The organism is uncultured Litoreibacter sp. (genome assembly GCF_947501785.1).
In the GTDB taxonomy this organism is placed as follows: domain Bacteria; phylum Pseudomonadota; class Alphaproteobacteria; order Rhodobacterales; family Rhodobacteraceae; genus Litoreibacter.
The window spans coordinates 2,554,541-2,574,986 of sequence record NZ_CANMXB010000001.1; the positions used below are offsets into that span (position 1 = coordinate 2,554,541).

19 protein-coding genes are annotated in these 20,446 nt (G+C 59.8%); 10 read left to right on the plus strand and 9 right to left on the minus strand.

Annotated elements, in window-relative coordinates:
* Nucleotides 1–45: 45 nt before the first annotated feature.
* The 6 genes from bchY to Q0899_RS12845 form a co-directional block, all read right to left on the minus strand.
* Nucleotides 46–1,608, minus strand: a complete 1,563-nt coding sequence (gene bchY / locus Q0899_RS12820) for a chlorophyllide a reductase subunit Y (protein WP_299193234.1) — start codon at nt 1,606–1,608, stop codon at nt 46–48.
* Nucleotides 1,605–1,793, minus strand: coding sequence for a hypothetical protein (locus Q0899_RS12825; protein WP_299193236.1), 189 nt, complete (start codon nt 1,791–1,793; stop codon nt 1,605–1,607). Before Q0899_RS12825 ends, bchY begins: the two co-directional genes overlap by 4 nt.
* A complete protein-coding gene (locus Q0899_RS12830; protein ID WP_298294552.1) occupies nt 1,786–2,787 on the minus strand; it encodes a chlorophyllide a reductase iron protein subunit X in 1,002 nt (333 codons plus the stop codon). The genes Q0899_RS12825 and Q0899_RS12830 overlap by 8 nt, the downstream gene beginning before the upstream one ends.
* Complete coding sequence (gene bchC / locus Q0899_RS12835; RefSeq protein WP_299193238.1) at nt 2,784–3,725, minus strand: chlorophyll synthesis pathway protein BchC; 942 nt, start codon at nt 3,723–3,725, stop codon at nt 2,784–2,786. Before bchC ends, Q0899_RS12830 begins: the two co-directional genes overlap by 4 nt.
* Before the next feature lie 125 nt (nt 3,726–3,850).
* Nucleotides 3,851–4,831 carry a methyltransferase gene (locus Q0899_RS12840; RefSeq protein ID WP_366942106.1) on the minus strand — a complete coding sequence of 327 codons (981 nt, stop codon included), beginning with the start codon at nt 4,829–4,831 and terminating at the stop codon, nt 3,851–3,853.
* 154 nt (nt 4,832–4,985) lie between these two features.
* The gene (locus Q0899_RS12845; RefSeq protein ID WP_299193240.1) at nt 4,986–5,870 is read right to left on the minus strand and encodes a polyprenyl synthetase family protein; all 885 of its coding nucleotides are present in this window, start codon (nt 5,868–5,870) and stop codon (nt 4,986–4,988) included.
* A 116-nt stretch (nt 5,871–5,986) separates the two neighbouring features.
* Between Q0899_RS12845 and crtD the strand changes: the two genes are divergently transcribed.
* On the plus strand, nt 5,987–7,546 hold the full coding sequence (gene crtD, locus Q0899_RS12850) for a 1-hydroxycarotenoid 3,4-desaturase CrtD (RefSeq protein ID WP_299193242.1): 1,560 nt from the start codon (nt 5,987–5,989) through the stop codon (nt 7,544–7,546).
* Nucleotides 7,534–8,370 carry a carotenoid 1,2-hydratase gene (crtC, locus tag Q0899_RS12855; protein WP_366942116.1) on the plus strand — a complete coding sequence of 279 codons (837 nt, stop codon included), beginning with the start codon at nt 7,534–7,536 and terminating at the stop codon, nt 8,368–8,370. The genes crtD and crtC overlap by 13 nt, the downstream gene beginning before the upstream one ends.
* Here the strand turns inward: crtC and Q0899_RS12860 are convergent.
* From Q0899_RS12860 to Q0899_RS12870, 3 genes are read right to left on the minus strand one after another with little or no spacing between them, the layout of a single operon-like run.
* Nucleotides 8,367–8,846 (minus strand): TspO/MBR family protein, encoded by a 480-nt coding sequence (locus Q0899_RS12860; protein ID WP_298360852.1) that lies wholly within the window; start codon nt 8,844–8,846, stop codon nt 8,367–8,369. The genes crtC and Q0899_RS12860 overlap by 4 nt on opposite strands.
* A gap of 21 nt (nt 8,847–8,867) precedes the next feature.
* Complete coding sequence (crtB, locus tag Q0899_RS12865) at nt 8,868–9,911, minus strand: 15-cis-phytoene synthase (protein WP_299193245.1); 1,044 nt, start codon at nt 9,909–9,911, stop codon at nt 8,868–8,870.
* Nucleotides 9,908–11,452, minus strand: a complete 1,545-nt coding sequence (locus tag Q0899_RS12870) for a phytoene desaturase (RefSeq protein ID WP_299193247.1) — start codon at nt 11,450–11,452, stop codon at nt 9,908–9,910. The genes crtB and Q0899_RS12870 overlap by 4 nt, the downstream gene beginning before the upstream one ends.
* Before the next feature lie 112 nt (nt 11,453–11,564).
* On the opposite strand from Q0899_RS12870, the gene crtA reads away from it, so the two are divergent.
* The 8 genes from crtA to Q0899_RS12910 all read left to right on the plus strand — a co-directional run bounded on the left by crtA (nt 11,565) and on the right by Q0899_RS12910 (nt 20,397).
* Complete coding sequence (crtA, locus tag Q0899_RS12875; protein WP_298360858.1) at nt 11,565–12,269, plus strand: spheroidene monooxygenase; 705 nt, start codon at nt 11,565–11,567, stop codon at nt 12,267–12,269.
* The gene (gene bchI / locus Q0899_RS12880) at nt 12,266–13,273 is read left to right on the plus strand and encodes a magnesium chelatase ATPase subunit I (RefSeq protein ID WP_298294569.1); all 1,008 of its coding nucleotides are present in this window, start codon (nt 12,266–12,268) and stop codon (nt 13,271–13,273) included. Before crtA ends, bchI begins: the two co-directional genes overlap by 4 nt.
* Before the next feature lie 20 nt (nt 13,274–13,293).
* Nucleotides 13,294–14,910 carry a magnesium chelatase subunit D gene (locus Q0899_RS12885; protein WP_366942107.1) on the plus strand — a complete coding sequence of 539 codons (1,617 nt, stop codon included), beginning with the start codon at nt 13,294–13,296 and terminating at the stop codon, nt 14,908–14,910.
* A gap of 4 nt (nt 14,911–14,914) precedes the next feature.
* Nucleotides 14,915–15,775, plus strand: coding sequence for an alpha/beta fold hydrolase BchO (bchO, locus tag Q0899_RS12890; protein WP_299193251.1), 861 nt, complete (start codon nt 14,915–14,917; stop codon nt 15,773–15,775).
* A 51-nt stretch (nt 15,776–15,826) separates the two neighbouring features.
* Nucleotides 15,827–16,735: an oxygen-dependent coproporphyrinogen oxidase gene (gene hemF / locus Q0899_RS12895; protein ID WP_299193253.1), complete on the plus strand. Its 909-nt coding sequence runs from the start codon at nt 15,827–15,829 to the stop codon at nt 16,733–16,735.
* A gap of 228 nt (nt 16,736–16,963) precedes the next feature.
* The gene (locus Q0899_RS12900) at nt 16,964–17,575 is read left to right on the plus strand and encodes a hypothetical protein (protein WP_298294578.1); all 612 of its coding nucleotides are present in this window, start codon (nt 16,964–16,966) and stop codon (nt 17,573–17,575) included.
* Nucleotides 17,576–17,604: 29 nt separating this feature from the next.
* Entirely contained in the window at nt 17,605–18,876 is a 1,272-nt protein-coding gene (tagH, locus tag Q0899_RS12905) for a type VI secretion system-associated FHA domain protein TagH (RefSeq protein ID WP_298294579.1), read from the plus strand.
* A 132-nt stretch (nt 18,877–19,008) separates the two neighbouring features.
* Nucleotides 19,009–20,397, plus strand: a complete 1,389-nt coding sequence (locus Q0899_RS12910) for a type VI secretion system ImpA family N-terminal domain-containing protein (protein WP_299195373.1) — start codon at nt 19,009–19,011, stop codon at nt 20,395–20,397.
* Nucleotides 20,398–20,446 lie beyond the last annotated feature (49 nt).

Sequence of the window (20,446 nt, forward strand, 5' to 3'; positions counted from 1 at the left end):
CTGTGTACGCGTTGTGTACGGGCAATTTATGCGGAAAGATCGCCACTAAATCATCTCCGCCGCTTTGGCCGCTTTCGCGGCACGTTCCAGCTTTTTAGCGTTCTGCGCGCGGAACTGAGGCTGCACATTCGGCGTGCCTTCCCAGACCCCTGCAGTGTCCTGATTGCCCACACCTTCAAAGAACGCCCGCATGTGATCCATGCGGTCCTTGTTGGCCATCGCACCGTTGACCACTTGCGCCAATGACCCTGCGCCAGCAGGCCCCATCAAGGGTCGGGCGCTGATCAGATTGGTGAAGTAAAGGCTTGGAATCCCTAGCTCTTTTCCCTTCTGCACAACCGGAGTGGTTCCAATCGCAAGGTCCGGCTTGATCGCCTCCATCGCCGCGCAATCGTCTTCCAGAGACGCACGGAATTTGACTTTCACGCCCTTGCTTTCCAGCCAAGCGCAGTCGTCTTTCGACCATTCCGTCTTGGGACACGCGGTGCCGACATAAGGCACATCCGCCCCGCTTTCGATCAGCAATCTGGCCACCAAAAGCTCGGACCCTTCATAGCCCGACAGCGTTATTGTGCCCTTGATCGGCATTGCGCTCAGCGCGCCTTTGATCGCTGGGAGGAACTTGTTCTGAGCCTCCCCAACCTGTTGTTTCGAAAGGTTAAATGCCTCACCAATATTCGCCAGCCAATTGGCCGTCCCGTCATGCCCAACCGGCGCAGACCCCACCACAGGCCTACCCGCAGCTTGGAATTCCCGCACTGATGCGGTGTAAAACGGATGGATCGCAGCCACCGCCCCACAGTCCAATGCCGCATATAATTCACGCCACTCACGGCACGGCACCACAGGCCCCACCGCCAAGCCCAAAGGCTCCAGCATCTGGCCTATCATCATCGGGTCGGCAGGAAACATCTCGCCCAGCAATGACACCGTCGGACGGTCCGACTTCCCGCTCGCAGGCATCGCCACAGGCCCCGCCTCAATCTCTTTGCGGGCGTAGCTCAGCATCGCGCCGGCCAGCACATCCTTCGCCTCGGCATGGGTCGGAATCCCAAAGCCCGGCACGTCGATGCCAACGATGCGCACGCCGTTGATTTCCTCGGGCAGCAGCCGCAGTGGAACACCAGAAGCCGTTGGAACACAAAGGTTTGTCACGACAACGGCGTCGTATTTCTCTGGGTCCGCCATGTCGTGAACGCTCTCGCGGATGTCCTCGAACAGCTTGCCGGTCACCAACGTTTCGGAGTTGAACGGCACGTACCCGACAGACCGTCTCGCCCCATAAAAATGCGACACAAAAGTCAGCCCATAAACGCAGCAAGCTGACCCCGACAGGATCGTCGCCGTGCGCTTCATCCGCAGCCCAACGCGCAACGACCCGAAGGCCGGGCACATGGATTGCGGCTGGTCATGTGGCCCTTGCGGGTAGTCCCTGGCGTATTGATCCAGGATGTCCGACTTACCCGCCATCCGCGCGGCGTCTTCCATCTCGGACCCCGAGTGACAGCCCAAACCACCCTCCGGCAAAGGCGCATCGCGCCCCTCAACCTCAGTGCCAGTTTCGACCTCTACCGCGTCAGCGTGGTCATATGTGACCGCCTTGCTCACTTCGATATGTCTCTGTCGCGGTTGGAGTCGGAGCGACTGCGCAGCCGTTCGCTATTCGCCCGTATGGCGCGGGATGCCTTCATATTTGATTGAAAGTGCTCACTCGCCTCGCTGGCGCGGACCCCCAACGCGGAGGCGGTATTGAGGCCCTCTTCGAACTGATCCAGTTTCTCGAAATCAAACATCGTCATACACCACTTCAAGGCTTTCTTTCGGGGCCGCGTTCTTGCCGCGCATGTCTTGATCGGTCGCCGGTTCCAGCACCACATCGCCGCCCGTCTCGGACGCGTCGAACAGGCCCAAAAGCCCGTCCTGGTCCAATGGCACCGGCCGCACTGGAGGTGCTTCGGCGACATTGTCACCGAGGGACGCGAACAGGTCGCCCCACTGGGATTCGCCAGTGCCGACGATCTGGTAATTTGCTGATTTCTTGCGTAAATCATCGTCCTGCGGGATTGCCGCAAGGATCGGAATGTCTACCGCTTCGGCGAAGGCTGCTGCCTCCCCCGTGCCGTCATCTTTGTTGATGACCAGCCCTGCCACCCCGACGTTGCCACCAAGCTTGCGGAAGTATTCGACCGCCGAACACACGTTGTTCGCGACATACAGCGATTGCAGGTCATTGGACGCCACCAGGATAACCTTCTGCGCCATGTCCCGCGCAATCGGCAGGCCGAAGCCGCCACACACAACATCGCCGAGGAAATCAAGCAGGACGTAGTCGAAATCCCAATCATGGAAGCCAAGCTTTTCCAGTAATTCGAACCCGTGGATGATCCCACGACCACCACAACCCCGACCGACCTCCGGCCCGCCAAGTTCCATCGCGAAGACGCCGCCGCGCTTGAAGCAGACGTCGCCGATTTTGACCTCTTCACCGGCCAGCTTCTTCTTCGAAGACGTCTCGATGATCGTCGGGCAGGCCTTGCCACCGAACAAAAGAGACGTGGTGTCAGACTTAGGATCGCACCCAATCAACAGCACCCGCTTACCCTGCTCGGCCATCATGTGGCTGAGATTTGCGAGCGTGAAGGATTTGCCGATGCCTCCCTTGCCATAGATCGCGATGATCTGCGTTTTGGAGGTCGGCTCAGACTGAGGCACTTCCAGCGTGGGCTCGGCGGCCTCCGCCTTCAGGTTGCTGTCGTAGCTCTTCAGATTTGGAACATCGAGGCTCATGCGTACCCTTTCCAGTCGAGGACCATTTTCAGGCAAGTCGTGTCAGTGAACGCGGTCTGATAGGCCTGTGCGGCGTCTGCCGCGTTTGCGGTATGCGTTATCAACCCGTTTAGGCTTAGCGCGCCCTCATCAACCAAAGCGCGCGTCGCGCTCAGATCGTCCGGGGTCCATTCCGCTGCCACGCGAAAACGCGCTTCTTTCATGAAGGCCGGCGGAAACGCAAAGCTGATCGGGTCGGAATAGAAGCCCGCCAGAACGATCTCCCCGCCCTTGGCGATGCGGCCAATCAGCTGCGGAAGAACGGCGGCGCTCCCCGACGCATCGTAGATACAAGAATAGTCGTTGCGATCATCATCGTCGGGGGTCGTCACCGCATAGCCGTTGGCACCGGAATGCCGGCTTGGGTCGATTTCCCAGACTGTAGGCGCAGACCCGCCTGCTGCGACCGTCAATCGCGCAAGCAACCTACCCAGAACACCGTGACCAACGATCAAATCAGGCAATGTGTTGCCCGGACCAGCAATCGCGTGCCGCGCTGTGGCCGCCAATGCCAGCAACGCACCTTCCGGTCCGTGAGAAGGATCAATCTTGATGATCCGATCAGCCGCACTGACCAGCAGGCTTGAGGCGCCACCGAACAAGCCGAATGCGCCTTCGTAGCAATTCGCCCCGGGGACAAAGACATGATCGCCCGCTTTGAAATGGGTTTCTGGACCAGCCTCGACAACTTCGCCAGAGGCTTCGTAGCCCGGCACAAGCGGGTAACCCATTCCGGGAAACGGCGGCATCTCACCCGTCCAGAACAGTTTTTCAGTTCCGGTGGAAATCCCTGAATGCGCAACCTTTACGACCACATCATCTGCTTGAGGTGGGGTGACCTCCAGCTGGGAAAGCCCCAATTTCTTCGGGCCTCTGAGTGTGACGGCTGTTGCTTGCAATTCGTCTCCCCCGAATTTCAATTCCGCCGTCGCGCGAGCGTAGAGACTCAGCGGTTGGCTAGATGTCATAACTGTAAGGTAAAGCTGACACTTTTATGTGTCAACTTAATTGGACAACTGATTTGTCAGAGTTTTTTGGCGCCCAGGCAGCTTGTTACAAATGGCCTGCGAGGCGCAAAAATTCGAATTTCCGAGAAGCCGGCCTCAGTACAGAGCGCCGCGATTTCGGCCGCAGACCGAGTTCTTCCCGTACGCATCGCCATGGTGTAGAGCGCGAAATACACGTCCGTTGCTCTTTGGGGTTTATCGCCGCCCGACATTGGCTCCGATATGACCAGCTGGCCATTGTTTGGCAGCGCTTCATAACAGTTCTGCAACAGCTGGCGGATCGTGTCGTCAGAGTGATCGTAAAGCACCCTTACCAACGACAACGTGTCGGCACCGTGCGGAATTGCATCCAACCGGAACGACCCACTGATAACCTCTGAACGCGCGGACATGCCAGCCATTGCGAACCGTTCCCTCGCGGCCGGTGCAACCTGTGGCAAGTCAAACAGCTTCAATTCAAGCTCTTTGTGCTTTCGGCCCGCCGCTTCAAGAAAAGCGCCGGTTCCGCCACCCACGTCCATCAGCGTTTTGGTGCCCTTGAAGGACACGGTCTTCAGGGTGTCTTCCGCGACCAGGATTTGGCTTTGCGCCATAAGATCCGAGTAATTTGCGGCAACCTGCGGGTCCATCTCGCCACCGAACACATATGGCCAAAAATCGGCCAGCTCCGTTTCGACCTCACCGCGGAAGAATGCGACCGGGTCGGCAAGATCACGGTAGAATACGTCGTGGTGGATGATCATCTGCGTCAGGCCGGGCACGCCGACCAATGCGGCGCCACGGGACGTCATGGCGAACCTATCGCCACGCTTTTTCTTGAGCAGCTTCAACGCAACCCCGGCCCGCAACAGGACGGCCATGCGGTCATCGGGGACTGCACATTTCCGGGCCAAGGCCCCGGCCGTTTCCGGCCTCAGCATCAAGGCGTCGAAAATCTGGAGCTGAACAAGCGCCATCAATACCTGCGAATGGCAAAAGCCGGCGACAACGTCGAACAAGGCTTCGCCTTCTCGGCGCACCATGTTGCGGGTGAATGGGAAATGGGCCGCCCATGTCTGAAACCGGCGGGACGCGATCAGCCTATTTGCCCACCCTCCGCGGAGTAGGCCTGTCGTGGGTTTTGGGGCGTCGGGCGGCGCAGCGCTCACCGTTTCATTCCCGTGAAGCGGTCGCCTGATCTGCACGCCATTTGAGGGGTGTCAGGGCCTCAGCCTGCGCGGTGACCATCTTGGCCAGCATGGCCTCGCCCGGGCACCGCGGAATCGACGATATCGCGCCACTTAGGATGTCGCGCATACGTTCAATCGCGCCTTCAATGCCCAATTCGGTCACCGCGTTCGGACGTCCGTGCAAGTCGTCCTGACCGACGGGCTTGCCAAGCGTGTCTTCGTCATAAAGTGCATCGCGCAGGTCATCTGCGACTTGAAAGGCCTCACCAATGCAGGCGCCAAGCTCCTCCCACTGCTCTGCATCCTGACCGGCTGCAATCGCCCCCATTTGCGTCGCCGCAATGAACAGCGCCCCGGTTTTGGCACGGTGATATGCCGACAGGTCGATATTGGTTTCGCTTTCCCACCCCTGGCCTGCACAGATACCGTTTGGCATGCCGGTGCGCTTCGACAGAACCGACATAAGCTGAACGGCCCGCATCGGATCGGACGGCGCGGCCTGCGCCAGAACATCGAAGGCCATGATGATCAGGCTATCGCCCGTCAACACTGCTATCGGCTCACCGAAGGCGCGGTGCACAGAGGGCTTGCCGCGACGGGTGTCTGCATCATCGAAACAAGGCAGGTCATCGTGAACCAGTGACGCACAGTGAATGAGTTCCAGTGCCGTTGCCGCCGCATCCGTCAAAGCGGGTTTGTCGTCGCCGCAAGCTGTTGCCACACTCATCAGGATTGTGGGCCTGATACGAGCACCGCCGGGCGTCACTGTGTAGTGCAACGCGGACGCCAATTTTCCGGGGGAAGGGGCTGCTTGCCCTTGTCGGATTGCGCTGGAAATCGCCGCGTCAATTCGGTCTGCAAAGCCCATATGTGTCTCCCAAAGGCGGTTGAGCGTAACTTATTGATCGCTCCACATGTGTCAACTAAAGTGGACACATTGAGTCTGGACTGTCAACGTATTCATCCGGGAACCCAAAGTCACCGATGCCAAGCTCCACCTCGCATATCGCCATCGTAGGCGCCGGGATCGGCGGCTTGGCGGCAGCGTTGCGTTTGGCACATTCTGGCGCAAAAGTATCGGTCTTTGAACAACATTCGACGCCCGGCGGGAAAATGCGGACGGTCCCATCTGCCGCTGGTCCTGTGGATGCGGGCCCAACCGTTTTGACTATGAAACCGGTGTTTGACAGCTTGTTCACAGACATAGGGGAGCGGCTGGAAGATCACGTCACTCTGACCAAGGAACCGCTGCTTGCGCGTCACTATTGGTCTGACGGCACAACGCTGGATTTGATGGCCAACCAGAGCGACAGCATTGCCAATGTCGCGGCGGCATTTGGCAAGCGCGCGGCGTCTGAGTTTGAGCGTTTTTCCGCCCGCGCCGCCCGCTTGTTTGACGCGTTTGATGTGCCGATGATGCATGCTGGCAACCCTTCCGCGCTGTCGCTGACCGCGCGGGTTTTGCGGCACCCATCATTGATCCGTGACATGGCCCCGCATCAGACATTGGCCGGATCATTGGCTACGCAGTTCAGAGAGCCAAAGCTCGCCCAGCTTTTTGGCAGATATGCGACCTATGTTGGCGGCAGGCCCGACGCCTCCCCCGCGATCCTAAGCCTGATCTGGCATGCAGAAGCGCAGGGCGTCTGGCACGTTGACGGCGGCATGCACCGATTGGCGCAGGCGATGGAACAGCTTGCCATCAAGCTGGGCGTAACCTTCCATTACGATACTCCGGTGACAGCGCTTGAGCCGGACGCGGTGTTGGTCGAAGGGGCGCGCATTGCAGTTGATCAGACCCTTTTCAATGGCGACCCGAATGCGTTGACGACAGGGGCTTTAGGTGAGCACGCAAAGAACGCTGTTTCCTCGGACGCAACAGCGCCCCGCAGCTTGTCGGCATATGTGCATGCGTTTGCCGCGAAGGCCGTCGGCGTCGACCTGGCACCGCACACGGTGTTTTTTGGCGACTCATCAGATGGGGAATTCCTGCCACTGTCCGAGGGTCGGATGCCGCATGATCCAACCCTCTACATCTGCTCGCAAGACAGGTTTGGCGGGCGGCAACCAACGGGGGACGAGCGGTTCGAGATCATTTTGAATGGTCCCCCGGCACAGCACCCCACCACGCCCAGCGAGAAAGAGAGGCAGCAATGTCAGACACTGGTCTTCAGCCGCCTAAAGGCGTTCGGTCTGACCTTCACGCCCAAACCGAACCCCGGCACCCTGACGATGCCGGCGGAATTCGCCCAAATGTTCCCGGCATCGAACGGGTCACTTTACGGGCGATCCCCGCACGGGCTGATGGCGGCGTTCAAGCGACCAACGGCGCGGACCAGAATGAAGGGCCTCTATCTGGTGGGCGGCGGGGCACATCCGGGCGCGGGGGTTCCGATGGCCACGCTCTCCGCCAAGCATGCGGTCGAGGCGATGTTGCACGACCAAACTTCAACATCGACGTCCCCGCAGGCGGCTACGCGTGGTGGTATGTCGACGGCGTCAGCGACGACGGCAAGCGCGCCGTCTCGGTCATCGGCTTCATAGGGTCTGTTTTTTCGCCCTGGTACCATTGGTCCGGTCGCGGCAATCCCGCTAATAACTGCTGTATCAACGTGGCCACCTACGGACCCGGCGGCCGGTTCACGATGACGGACCGCGGCGAAACGGCGCTACGCCAAAGCAGCGACATATTGCAGGTTGGCCCTTCCAGCATGAAGTGGACAGGGTCTGAGCTGGTCATATCCATCAACGAGATGTCTTCTCTTCCACTGATTTCCCGCGTGCGGGGAACCATTGCAGTGACCCCGTCTGCTGTCACAGATCTGGAGCTGCCGCTCACGTCGGACGGCGCACATGTTTGGCGACCCTTTGCGCCGACGTCCCGCATCCAGGTCGACCTTGAGGCCAACGGCTGGCAATTTGAAGGGCACGGATATTTTGACGCGAATTTTGGCACCAGGTCACTTGAGGAAGATTTCAGCTATTGGACATGGGGCCGGTTCCCGACCGCGGGCGGATCAACCTGTTTCTATGACGCGCAAAGGCTGGACGGCACAAGTTTGCACGCCGCCATTGCGTTTGGCCCGGACGGGCATGGCAGGATCATCGATGCACCAAAAAGCACGCCGTTCAAACGCACCCTTTGGGCGCTGCGGCGGGAGGCACGGGCCGACCCCGGGACCACCCCGAAGCAGATCAAGGCTATGCTGGATGCGCCGTTCTACTCGCGATCCTTGGTGGAAACGCAGATCAACGGCGAAACTGTGCAGGGCGTTCACGAGGCGTTGGATCTCAGACGCTATGCAAACCCGCTGCTCAAGCCAATGCTGGCTGTCCGCGTCCCGCGCCGATCAAACTGGCGCTTCTAGAGGCTGGCCAGGTCAATTGGCTTCTGGTCGGGATTCATCTGCGAGACAGTGAAATTCAGCGCGGCTGCAACGGTGACCCAAACCAGATAAGGCACGAACGCAAGGCCGGCCCAGAAATCCAGCTGAAAATTGGCAAGGGTCGCGCCGAGCACGGCCAACCAAAGCGGCACCATAATAATCAGCGCGCCCCGCAACCTGCGCAGGCCAAAGAACACAGGGCTCCACAACGTGCTGAACCCAAGCTGCATCGCCCAAAACGCGAGCGCATAACCGTTGCCTTCCATGCCGCCGATCCGAGCCCCTGCGAAGGAGATCAACAGGTAAATTGTGGTCCATGCGACTGGAAACACCCAGTCGGGAGGCGTCCAGCTTGGCTTGTTCAGGGTCTTGTACCAAGGCCCGGGAGGGAATACGCCGCCCGTCGCGCCTGCCGCGCCGCAAGAGATTAGAAAGATCGAAAAAAGAACTAGATCCATGTCTCACCCTTAAGGCGGCAATCACTCCGCCGCAACGCCCGCCGCTCCGGTTGAACCGCTTTCGCGCGCTTTCAGTTCGGCCAAGACGCCCAGCAAAGCGCCGGCCCGCGTGTGTTCCCAATGCGCGGCACTCGGCGTGCCATTTGCCGCGGCGTCGACGAGAAATGCGACCTCGGACAGTGGCCGCGCCAGGATGACCGGGGACTGGGGCAAAATGACTGTCGCCGCCGCGCGCAAAGCAGATTTACCGATAAGCCCGATCTTGTGCGCCTTTGACGTCCGGCCACGCATCGTCACACTGTCATGACCATTGCGCCTGACCGCTCCGCCGATGCCGGCGTAGATGTATCGCGCTGCAAAAATACCAGACCGCGCCGACAATGGCAGCGAGCCGACCCCCGCTTCTGAGCGAATATAGAGCCGCTTCGCCTCCGCAAGCAGACGACGGACGAAGCGCCTTACTTCGGGCGTTGGTTCCGGATTGGACAGGAAGCGGTCTGGTTCCAGCCCCGCCTCTTCGAACCAATCAAGCGGCAGGTAGATGCGCCCGGCACGGGCGTCCTCCCCCACGTCACGAGCGATGTTTGTCAGCTGCATCGCCACACCAAGATCGCAGGCCCGGGCTAGGGCATTCGCGTCCCGCACCCGCATCAGGACGCACATCATTGCGCCAACAGCGGCTGCCACCCGCGCGGAATAGTCCCGCACGCCCGAAAGAGTGTCATATCTCTGCTGCATCGCGTCCCATGCCAGCCCTTCCAGAAGCGCTTCCGGCAGGGCGCGGGGCATGTCAAATTCGTCGATGATTGCTGCAAATGCCCGATCCTCGGGCGCATTGCGGGGCGTTCCGTTGTAGGCAAGGTCCAGTCGGTCGCGCAAATCCAGCACGGCACGGCCCTTTTGGGTCCCCTCGTCCACTTCGTCGTCGGCCAAGCGACAAAACGCGTAAAGCGCCAAAGCCGGATCGCGAACGGAATTCGGCAAAAGCTTCGAGGCCGCATGGAAAGACAGGGACCCTGTCCGGATCACATTGCGGCAATGTTCAAGGTCGCGGGGGTCAATCATTCTGCGGCCACCCGTGCCTGAAGATCGACAACCGGCGCATCGGGGATAAGCTTTGCAATGACCTCGGCGCTGGATACAACACCCGGCAACCCTGCGCCGGGATGCGTTCCCGCCCCGACAAGAAACAGCCCCTCCGCCTCTTCGCTGACGTTGTGGGGCCGGAACCAGGCGCTTTGCAGGATGCGAGGCTCGATCGAAAAACCGCAACCATGGGGCGACAAGTATCTGTCGCGGAAGGTGTCCGGAGTGAAGACCAGTTCGGTTGAGATACGATCCTGAAACCCTGGCATCACCGTTTCCAGAACCGCGGCGACCTTCTTGCGGTAGATCGGCTCTTCCGCCTGCCAATCGACCGCGTTCTTCCAGCCCATATGTGGCACAGGGGAGAGAACATAGAACGTGTCATCCCCCGCTGGGGCAACGTTAGGGTCTGTTTTTGCGGGTCGGTGAATGTACAGGCTCATGTCATCGGACAGCTTGCCCTTTATGAAAATGTCTTTCAGCAACCCGTTGAACCTGGGGCCATTCAGAATGGTATGGTGACCAAGGTCGGGCCATTTCCCCGCCGTCCCTTTCGTTCCGAAATACCAAACATACAGCCCCATCGACCACCGTTTCTTGCCCAGCTTCGTGGCGGTCCAGCGGCGGCGCTTATGGTTTCGCAGCAAACGGTCGTAGGTGTGCCCGGCGTCGGCATTGCTGACGACCAACGGCGCCTCGAGCGTCTCACCGGTTGTCAGACGAACTCCCCGGGCTCTTTGCCCTTCCAGTAGAATTTCGTCGACCTCAGCGCCTTGGCGCACCACCCCGCCCTGACGCCGCACCACACGCGCCATTGCATCCGCAATCGCCTGAACACCGCCAATTGCGTAATGCACCCCGAATTCCTTTTCGAGATGGGCGACCAAAGCGTACATAGAGGTCACCATTGTGGGGTCGCCGCCTATGAACAGCGGATGAAAGGACAGCGCCATGCGCAGTTTCTCGTCCCGGACCCGCTTGCTGGCCAGCTTGTAAATGGATTGGTCAGCGCGCAGCCACGCGAAGAGCGGCAAGACCTTCACTGTCTCCCAAAGGCGATGCATCGGTTTGGTCAACATTCCTTCAAATCCAACCACGTAACGCGTGTGACTGTCCTTTAGGAACTTTTCATAACCTGCGACATCCGACGGGCTGATCTTTGCGACCTCTGCCTTCATCCGCTCGGTTTCGCCATAGGCCTCAAATTTGGTACCGTCAGGCCAGCGAATTTCGTAGAACGGCTCAATGGCGCGTATATCTACGTCGTCGTGGAAGCGGTGCCCGCAGTCCTGCCATAACTTTTCAAAGACCTGCGGGACCGTCACAATGGTCGGCCCAAGATCAAATCGGTGCCCGTCCTGCTCAATTGAACTGCCACGTCCACCCGCCCGGTCGAGGCGATCCAGAACCGTAACCGCGTAGCCTTTTGCGCCCAACCGCATCGCCGCCGCCAGCCCACCTAGTCCCGCGCCAATCACGATGGCCCGGTTGTCGAACATATGTGAGGAAGATTCTGTCATCTTACCAAAACGCTACTACTGTCTAGTTTGGTTTACAATAAATCTGTCAGATATCTTCCCATGCAGGCCAAATTGTGTAAGCCTACGTTTACACTAAAGGAATCTGTGCAACATGACTCAAGTTGTCAGCCTCAGCTTTTTCCGCTTCGACTCGATGGCCGCGCGCATCTGGGCGTTCGCAATGATGGGACTTGCAAGGCGAGCGATGTCCCGAGTGCCAGAAATCGGCTTTTGGAAGCTATGCGGGTCTGGCACCGGCGAAGGATTTACACCTATTCCCAATACATCGGTCTATGCAATTCTAGCGACTTGGCCTGACGAAAAGACGGCACGGAAACAAACGCAATCAGAGAGAACATTTGCAAGATATCGCACTAAATCCGTAGAAAACTGGACCGTGTATATGTCGGCCGGCTCTGTACGGGGCGAATGGGCGGGCCAAACCCCGTTTATAGTGTCTAAGTTGGCTAACAACGGCCCTCTGGCCGTCCTCACTCGCGCTACAATCCGGCCCAGCATACTGATGCGGTTCTGGAAAAGGGTGCCCGATATTTCCCGCGTCATCGGCAACGATCCGAATGTGGCATTCAAGGTTGGGATCGGGGAAGTGCCTTGGCTTCACCAAGTGACATTTTCGATTTGGCCAGACGCGACCAAAATGGCCAATTTCGCCAGAACGGGGCATCACGCCGAAGCCATTAAGTCGGTCCGGGAAGAGGGCTGGTTCAGCGAAGAATTGTACGCCAGGTTCCATGTCCTATCCGACCAAGGGACCTGGAACGGCGGGTCTCCATTAAAGGTACTGGAAACCGTATGAAACAGCCTTTCCCCTTTTCCGCGATCGTCGGGCAGGCTGACATGAAACGCGCCATGATCCTGACCGCGATTGACCCGTCAATCGGAGGCGTCCTGGTCTTTGGGGACCGCGGCACGGGCAAATCAACAGCCGTGCGCGCACTTGCTGCCTTGCTGCCCCCGATACGCGCGGTGAAAGGCTGCCCGGTTCACAGCGAGCGAGCGGCAGATTGCCCGGACTGGGCCAACGTAACTTCGAAGAAAACACAAGAGCTGCCCACACCGGTGGTAGATTTGCCGCTGGGCGCGTCTGAGGATCGGGTGACCGGGGCGCTGGATATCGAAAAGGCTCTCACCAACGGAGAAAAGGCGTTCCAGCCCGGCTTACTAGCTGCTGCCAACCGGGGATATCTCTACATTGACGAGGTGAATCTGCTGGAAGACCATATTGTCGATTTGCTTTTGGATGTGGCCCAATCCGGCGAAAACGTAATCGAGCGGGAAGGCCTGTCCATCCGACATCCTGCCCGCTTTGTACTGGTCGGCTCCGGCAACCCGGAAGAAGGCGAACTTCGTCCGCAACTTCTGGATCGGTTCGGCCTGTCCGTTGACGTGGCTTCGCCCACCGACATCAAAGAACGCGTCAACGTGATCAAACGCCGAGATGCGTATGACAACGATCACGCAGCCTTCATGCTTCGCTGGCAGGCCGAGGACGCCGCGTTGCAAAACCAGATCTTGCAGGCGCGCAAAGCGCTGAAAAAACTCAAAACGCCGGAAAAGAGCCTTCACGACGTCGCGGAGCTGTGTGTCAAACTGGGATCTGACGGACTTCGCGGCGAGCTGACACTGCTTAAGGCCGCCCGCGCATATGCGGCCTACCGAGAAGATACTATTCTGGGGCGCGCCCATATCCGTGACGTAGCTCCGCTGGCCCTACGGCATCGTTTGCGTCGTGACCCGCTTGACGAGGCAGGGTCGGGCACGCGTGTTAGCCGCATCGTCGAAGACGTCCTCGGCACCTGATGACGCCGTGGCATCTCACAATGACAGCGCTGCGCCTTTTGGCGATTGACCCCGTTGGCATGGGAGGTGTTGTGCTGCGCGCCCGAGCAGGCCCGGCGCGGGATGCGGCAATGAGGTTTGCCCAAGACATTTTCCCGGAAATGGTCAGACTTCACCCCTCTATGTCCACCGAAGACCTGACCGGCGGCATTGATCTGGCGGCGACGTTGAATTCTGGAAGTTTGACATACAGGAGTGGGCTTTTGGGCCGAGATAGAGCCTGTTTTGTGTTACCCATGGCAGAACGCACGGGACCGCAGATGGCTGGCCAATTGGCCGCCGCTCTTGACCAGGGCAAAGAGTGCGCGTTCATCTGCCTCGACGAAGGTGTCGACGACGGCGAATGTATCCCCGCGACCCTTTCTGACCGGATCGCAATGCAAGTCAGCCTCGACGGGGTGCAGGTATCGGAATTGACCTCCGCCGAAATCCAGACGGTCCCGTCACCATTGCCCGCCGTAGACTTCTTTGACGAACTGCCCGAGACGCTGGTGGCATTGGCAGTGCGCCTTGGCATCACCAGCTTGCGCGCACCAATGCATGCGCTTCGTGTTGCCAAGGCGCATGCGGCATTCTCCGGTAGGGGCGTTGTAAACGAAGACGATGTCGCAATAGCCGTGGCGTTGGTCTACGCGCACCGAACGACCATTTTGCCAAATGTGGACGACCCAGAAACGGAGGCCGAGGCGGCCGAACCCGATACAACTCCCAAACAAGAACACCAGCTAGACCTGCCTGAGGAATTGTTGCTCGACGCAGTAAAAACGGCACTTCCCGCCAATCTATTGGACCAGCTGAGTGCGGGCCCCGCGAAAACAGGTACTGGTTCTGGCTCCGGCAAGCGCCGCCTTGGAAATCGACGCGGACGGCCGCTCCCTGCACGAAACGTGCGGGCAAAGCCAGGTGCGCGTGTTGATCTCATGGCCACACTGCGCGCCGCGATCCCATGGCAAAAACTTCGTAAAGACGCCGCGCCGCACCGGACAGGTGCCATCGTAAAACCCGGTGACCTGCGCGCCAAACGTTACCAAGAACTCTCCGATCGGTTGCTGATCTTCACAGTGGATGCGTCGGGGTCCGCAGCGCTTGCGCGCTTGGGCGAGGCAAAGGGCGCAGTCGAGCTGTTGCTGGCCGAGGCCTATGCCCGCCGCGACCACGTGGCCCTGATCGGGTTTCGTGGCACTGAAGCAGACGTTTTACTGCCCCCAACGCGATCACTGGTCCAAACCAAGCGGCGCCTGGCCGACTTGCCCGGCGGCGGCGGCACACCCACGGCAGCTGGGTTGGCCGCTGCATTGACCATGGCCCAAACCGCCGCCCGAAAGGGTCTGACCCCAACGGTTGTTTTGCTGACGGATGGGCGCAGCAATATCGCTTTGGATGGCAGTTCGGACCGGACAAAGGCGGGGCAGGACGCAACCGACATGGCCCGTGCGCTTGTAAGCCAAGGTATTGACGCACTTGTCATAGATACCGGCAACAGACCGGCAACCGCGTTAAACGAGCTGGCCTGCGTTATGGATGCGCCCTACATTGCCTTGCCGCGAGCGGACGCGCGGAAATTGTCGGACGCCGTGACCATCTCGCTGGACCGCTAAAGTCATGGATTGGGCGCGCAATGCCGATTGGCCGAAGGCAAGTCATTCGCGCTTCGTGCTCAGCAAACCCCATAAATGGCACGTGCAGGAGTTGGGGCATGGGCCTACTGTGTTGCTTTTGCACGGGGCTGGCGGGGCCACCCAGACGTGGCGGCATATGTATGACCAACTGATTGGGCACTACCGCATCATCGCAATCGATCTTCCAGGCCAGGGCTTCACCAAGATGGGCACACCCAAGCGTTGTGGCCTAGAGGCAATGAGCGAAGATATTGCCAGGCTCTGCAACCAGGAAGGATGGCACGTTGACGCCGTTGTAGGTCATTCCGCGGGGGGAGCGATTGCGCTTCAGCTGGCCTCATCATTGTCACCGTCACCGCCGGTCATTGGCATCAACCCAGCGCTTGGGAACTTCAAGGGCCTTGCTGGCGTCGCGTTTCCCCTGATCGCAAAAGTTTTGGCATCCACGCCTTGGGTGGCCCAACTCTTTACGGCATCCACATCGCGCCCGCACTCGGTAGATCGACTTTTGGCGGGAACAGGGTCGATTTTGACGCCCGAAGACCAGGTGTTCTATCGGCGGTTGATCAGCGACAAAGCCCATGTTGAAGGCACGCTGGCCATGATGGCGCAGTGGCGACTGGACCCATTGCTGGCTGCGCTTCCGGAAATGTGCGCGCCAACTTTGTTCATCACGGGCAGCGGAGACAAAGCTGTGCCTCCGACGACTTCGACGAAAATTGCGGCGATCATGCCAGACGCCAAAGTCATCGAAATTGCGGGTCTTGGACATCTCGCGCATGAAGAAGACGGACAGGCAGTAGCGAGCCACATAATTAGCTTTCTGAACAGCCGGCTGAATTGATGTGAATCAAAGAAAACCGATGGCCCTCCTGACAGTTATGACCGAAGATGAATGAGCAAAGGCAATATGATGTTGGACGCAGTGAACGACTTTGAATCCGAAAAAACCCGCGCCGCCGCATGGTTCCGAGAATTGCGGGACCGCATCGTGGCGGAGTTTCATGCGCTGGAAGACCGGCACGGCGGCGACAATCCGGCTGGCCGCGTTGAGGTGACCAAGACCAAACGGACGTCGGATGATGGATCTGATGCTGGCGGCGGCGAAATGAACGTCATGCGCGGCGGGCGGGTGTTTGAGAAGGTGGGCGTCAACATCTCAACCGTTTACGGCACGTTGGGCGAACGGGCGCAGAACGCCATGGCGGCGCGTAAGGGCATTCCGGGGATGAAGGATGATCCTCGGTTCTGGGCGTCGGGTATCTCGCTGGTCGCTCACATGCAGAACCCGCATGCTCCGGCAGTCCATATGAATACCCGGATGTTTTGGACACCGCATGCATGGTGGTTTGGCGGCGGCTCGGACCTGAACCCTTGCATTGAATACGCAGAGGACACGCAGCATTTTCATGATGAAATGAAAGCTGCGTGTGATCCTCACGGGGACACGCTTTACGCCGAGCTTAAGGAATGGGCAGACGAGTATTTCTATATTCCCCACCGGCACCGCGCGCGCGGGGTTGGGGGCATCTTCTATGATGACCGCGACACCGGCGATTGGGAGGCGGATTTCAAGCTGACGCAGGACGTGGGCACGGCATTTCTGCCAGCCTTTGTGCCGCTGGTTGATAAACGGCGGGACATGGAGTGGGGCGAAAAGGAGAAGGATATCCAGCTAGAGCATCGTGGGCTCTATGCAGAATATAACCTTGTCTATGATAGGGGCACCAAGTTTGGGCTGGAAACTGGCCACGACGCAAACGCGGTGCTGATGAGCCTGCCCCCTGTCGCGAAATGGTATTGATCCCAGCAGATAGAATTTCTGCGAAGCAACCACGCAAAGTTCCTGCCTCTGGCGACAACTGACAAACAATCGTCATCTGACGTCATAACTTCGATGTCTTGATATCGGGTGGACCCCAATAGTCTTGCTATTGCGCCTTGCTGCGCAGTTGACCTTGACGCCAGAGCCGCTTGCAAGGACAGTTGCGCCGGCATCGCATTGCTTTAGCTGATTTTTGGGCCACGCCGCATGAACAAAACCTTGCCTCCTGGCGCCCTTCACGGGGTCGACGATTCGGACAAGACCCGCCCACCCTCGGGCGCTTTGCGCTTTGAAACCCCGCAGGACCTTTACGCTGCTTTGCCGCAGCTGGCCGAACTGACCCAACACCGGCCACGCGACGGTGAGGACGCTATGGTGTTCATGGGGCGGCTGCGTTCATCCACTACCCCGGAGGAAGCGGTGACCTACACCGCCTTCGCTGCCCTGCCGCAAATGGCCATCTGGTGGGGGCACGAATGCCTGCGCTGCATGCCCGACGTGCTGGACGCCCGCGACCGCGAAATCCTGGAGATGGTGGGCGGCTGGGTGTCCACCCCCACCAAGGACCTGCGGCACCGCGTCATGAAAGAGGCGCTTTGGGCCCAGACTCGGTCCCCTGCCGTCATGCTGGGGTTGGCCGTCGGCTGGTCGGGCGGCTCCATCGCCCCTAATGACCCCGCTCCCGTGCCCGCCTACCGCGCTCCGCGGTCGATCAACTCGGCGGTGTTGAGCTGCCTTGCACGGGCCGATTTGTCGCGCCGCCCGATCTACCTTGCGCGGTTTATCGACATGGCGGAATCGCTATATCGCGTCTATTAATGTGCCTTCAGTTGAATGATTAGAACCAGATGACGCTCGTCCTGCAGATTGAAAACTATGACGTCCTGGAGGACGGCGGACCGGCGCAGATTGTGCTGGAGGGGCGCGGCTGCCATGTCGGGCGGGCCGCAGGCATGGATTGGGTGCTGCCGGACGCCAGCCGCCACATCTCCAGCCACCATTTCGACGTGGTGTTTGAGGGCGGCACCTACTGGCTGCGCGACGTGTCCACCAACGGCACCTTCCTGCAAGGGCAGCGCTATCGCATCGAGGGCGCCCACCAGCTGTCCAACGGCGAACGGTTTCAGGTGGGTCATTACATCATCGTCGCGCAAGTCGGCGCGACCCAGCCTGCGGGCCTGTCCCCGGCGCCACATACCGATGTGTGGGGCACAGGGACCGGCGCAGGCGCCGGCGTCGACAACAGCGACCCTTGGGCGGTTGGCGGGTCGTTCGACCCGATTGACCCCAACCCGCCGGACCCGAACGCACGGCGGGACGACTTTGCCGACGACTTCATTTCCACACCAGTGGCAGCGCCTGCGCCTGCCGCCGTTCCCACCGACCCCGTCCCGGCTGCAGTCCCCGCCATTGATGTGCCACCATCCGTGCCCATGCCGGTTCCCGCCCCTGCGGCCGCGCCTGTGCAATCTCCGCCCATTCCCGCCGTGCCGCAGCCGGTCGCGGCGGCCCCGCATCCCGACGCCAACCCGGTCCCAAGCGGACCGACAGATATTGTACGCGCCTTTTGCGAAGGGGCCGGGTTGTCACCCGATGCTTATGGCGACGTGCCCCCCGAAGAGCTGGCCAAGATGCTCGGGCAGTCCCTGCGTGTGATTTCGACCGAGGTGATGGCGATGCTGCAATCGCGGGCGGAGGCGAAGTATTTCACCCGCGGCGGCGAACGCACGGAGCGGCGCGGATCGGACAACAACCCGCTGAAATTTCTGCCCGATGCGGATCAGGCAATCGAAGCGATGTTTCTGAAATACCGCGCCGGGTTCCTGACCGGACCGGACGGGTTGGCCGAGGCGCTGCGCGACGTGCGCATCCATCAAGCCGCCGTTTTTGCCGCGATCCAACCGGCGCTTGCCAAGCTGGTGGGCGACCTGGCCCCCGAAGCCATTGAGGACGACACCAAAGGGTCGGTGTTGGGCAGCGGCAAACGCGCCAAATCATGGGACACCTACGTGGCGCGATGGGATTCCAAGACCCATCCGCACGAAAACGGCATCCTTGACGAGTTTCTGGTCCACTTCGCCAAAGCCTATGCCGACATGGTTGGGCCAGAGCAAGGTTAGTGCCGGGATAGTACCCAAATACCACCCTTTAACGGAAACGGGTCGTTTCCCTGCCATTTGGTTGACTCGGCGGGCTAGTCCTTTGATTATGCGCGAAATAGTACGGCGCATCCTGCGCGGGGGAATTGGTTGATGGTATTGGATTGGCTAAAAGAGCCACTGTCAGAGGACACGCCCTGCGGGCCGGATCTTGAGCAGGCCGATGACCCGGAATTTGTCGAATATTACTTCGAAGCCGAAGGCCGCTTGCCCGAACGCTACTTCATCCCAGGCATGCGGTCCGGCCGCGACGGGGAAGAGGGCAGCGACGACAAGCTGTTCGACCCGAAATCTGTGGACATCAAGAAAGAACGTGCGACGATTGACGGGCTGCTGAAACGGTCGCGCGACTTGCGGTTGCTGTCATTGATGGCGCGATGGGAGGTTCTTGCCGGTCGCACGACTGGGTTTGCGGACGCTATTGCCGGTATGGCGGATCTGCTGGAAGCGTTCCCGGAAGCTGTGCACCCGGTGATTGCCGGATCCAACAGCGATCGGCGCGGAGCGATCGACAATTTGGCAACCCCAGTGACGTCCGTCATTCCGTTGCAATACGTGTCTCTGACGGGCGAGGCCGATGTGACGTTCCGCCTCTATCAGGTGGCGACGGGCACCGTGACGGCGCGCGCTGGTGAAAGCGAAGCGACGAGCTCGGGCATTCTCGATGCGCTGAAAAACGACGGCAACAAAGCCAAGGTTACCAAAACGCAAGACGATCTGACGCGGGCCGCCGATGGCCTGGACCGTATCAAACGCGCCTGCAAAGCGCATCCGGACAAGCCGATGTCCCTTAATTTCGAAGACCTTATGGGAATGATTTCCCAGATGCAGGACTTGATTCAGCTGGCGCGGCCTGACCTGTCCGGCTGGGACAGCGCTGGTGCGGCTGCGGCGGCCGAAGTTGAAGAAACGCCGGCCGCTGACGAGCCTGCACCTGCCTCCGATGCTGATGGCGGCGGGTCTGATGCCCCAGCAGCCGCAGCGGTTGCCGTTGGCGAAGCAGGCCCGGCGGGCGAGATCACCGGACAGAACGCTGCCAAGGTGACACTGCAGGCCGTCGAAGGGTATTTGCGCAGCAAAGAGCCATCCTCCGCCGCATTGTTACTGGTGACCCAAGCCCGGCTGCTGATCGGCAAGCCGTTGATTGAGGCGCTTGAGACCCTGCTTCCCGAGGAATCGCGCCGCGCGATTGTGGATTTTGGCCCGGCCACCGGGTTTGCGCTAAACATGGACCGGCTGCGCGCGCTGTCCGGCGAGGCCCCCGGCATCGCCATCGAGGAAGAGCCGGACCCCACCCCGCCGAAGCTGACCAGCCGCGCCGACGTGGCCAGCCACATTCGGTCCGTCGAGAACTACTTTCGGGGCAACGAGCCCACCAGCCCCGTCCCCACCCTATTGGTGCGGGCGCGCAGCTATTTGGACAAGGATTTTGACGCAATTGTTGCCGAGCTTATCCCAATGGCTCCCAAAGAGGACAACTGACCCCTAATCCCAATTAGATTAACCAAAAAGCGTTGACTTGACCCATCGT

Excerpts from the sequence above, each read along its gene's own strand:
- Q0899_RS12825 (WP_299193236.1), bottom strand. The coding sequence starts at position 1,793 with ATGTTTGATTTCGAGAAACTGGATCAGTTCGAAGAGGGCCTCAATACC.
- Q0899_RS12830 (WP_298294552.1), bottom strand. The coding sequence starts at position 2,787 with ATGAGCCTCGATGTTCCAAATCTGAAGAGCTACGACAGCAACCTGAAG.
- Q0899_RS12845 (WP_299193240.1), bottom strand. The coding sequence starts at position 5,870 with ATGGGCTTTGCAGACCGAATTGACGCGGCGATTTCCAGCGCAATCCGA.
- crtD (WP_299193242.1), top strand. The coding sequence starts at position 5,987 with ATGCCAAGCTCCACCTCGCATATCGCCATCGTAGGCGCCGGGATCGGC.
- Q0899_RS12860 (WP_298360852.1), bottom strand. The coding sequence starts at position 8,846 with ATGGATCTAGTTCTTTTTTCGATCTTTCTAATCTCTTGCGGCGCGGCA.
- crtB (WP_299193245.1), bottom strand. The coding sequence starts at position 9,911 with ATGATTGACCCCCGCGACCTTGAACATTGCCGCAATGTGATCCGGACA.
- Q0899_RS12870 (WP_299193247.1), bottom strand. The coding sequence starts at position 11,452 with ATGACAGAATCTTCCTCACATATGTTCGACAACCGGGCCATCGTGATT.
- crtA (WP_298360858.1), top strand. The coding sequence starts at position 11,565 with ATGACTCAAGTTGTCAGCCTCAGCTTTTTCCGCTTCGACTCGATGGCC.
- bchI (WP_298294569.1), top strand. The coding sequence starts at position 12,266 with ATGAAACAGCCTTTCCCCTTTTCCGCGATCGTCGGGCAGGCTGACATG.
- Q0899_RS12885 (WP_366942107.1), top strand. The coding sequence starts at position 13,294 with ATGACAGCGCTGCGCCTTTTGGCGATTGACCCCGTTGGCATGGGAGGT.
- bchO (WP_299193251.1), top strand. The coding sequence starts at position 14,915 with ATGGATTGGGCGCGCAATGCCGATTGGCCGAAGGCAAGTCATTCGCGC.
- hemF (WP_299193253.1), top strand. The coding sequence starts at position 15,827 with ATGAGCAAAGGCAATATGATGTTGGACGCAGTGAACGACTTTGAATCC.
- Q0899_RS12900 (WP_298294578.1), top strand. The coding sequence starts at position 16,964 with ATGAACAAAACCTTGCCTCCTGGCGCCCTTCACGGGGTCGACGATTCG.
- tagH (WP_298294579.1), top strand. The coding sequence starts at position 17,605 with ATGACGCTCGTCCTGCAGATTGAAAACTATGACGTCCTGGAGGACGGC.
- Q0899_RS12910 (WP_299195373.1), top strand. The coding sequence starts at position 19,009 with ATGGTATTGGATTGGCTAAAAGAGCCACTGTCAGAGGACACGCCCTGC.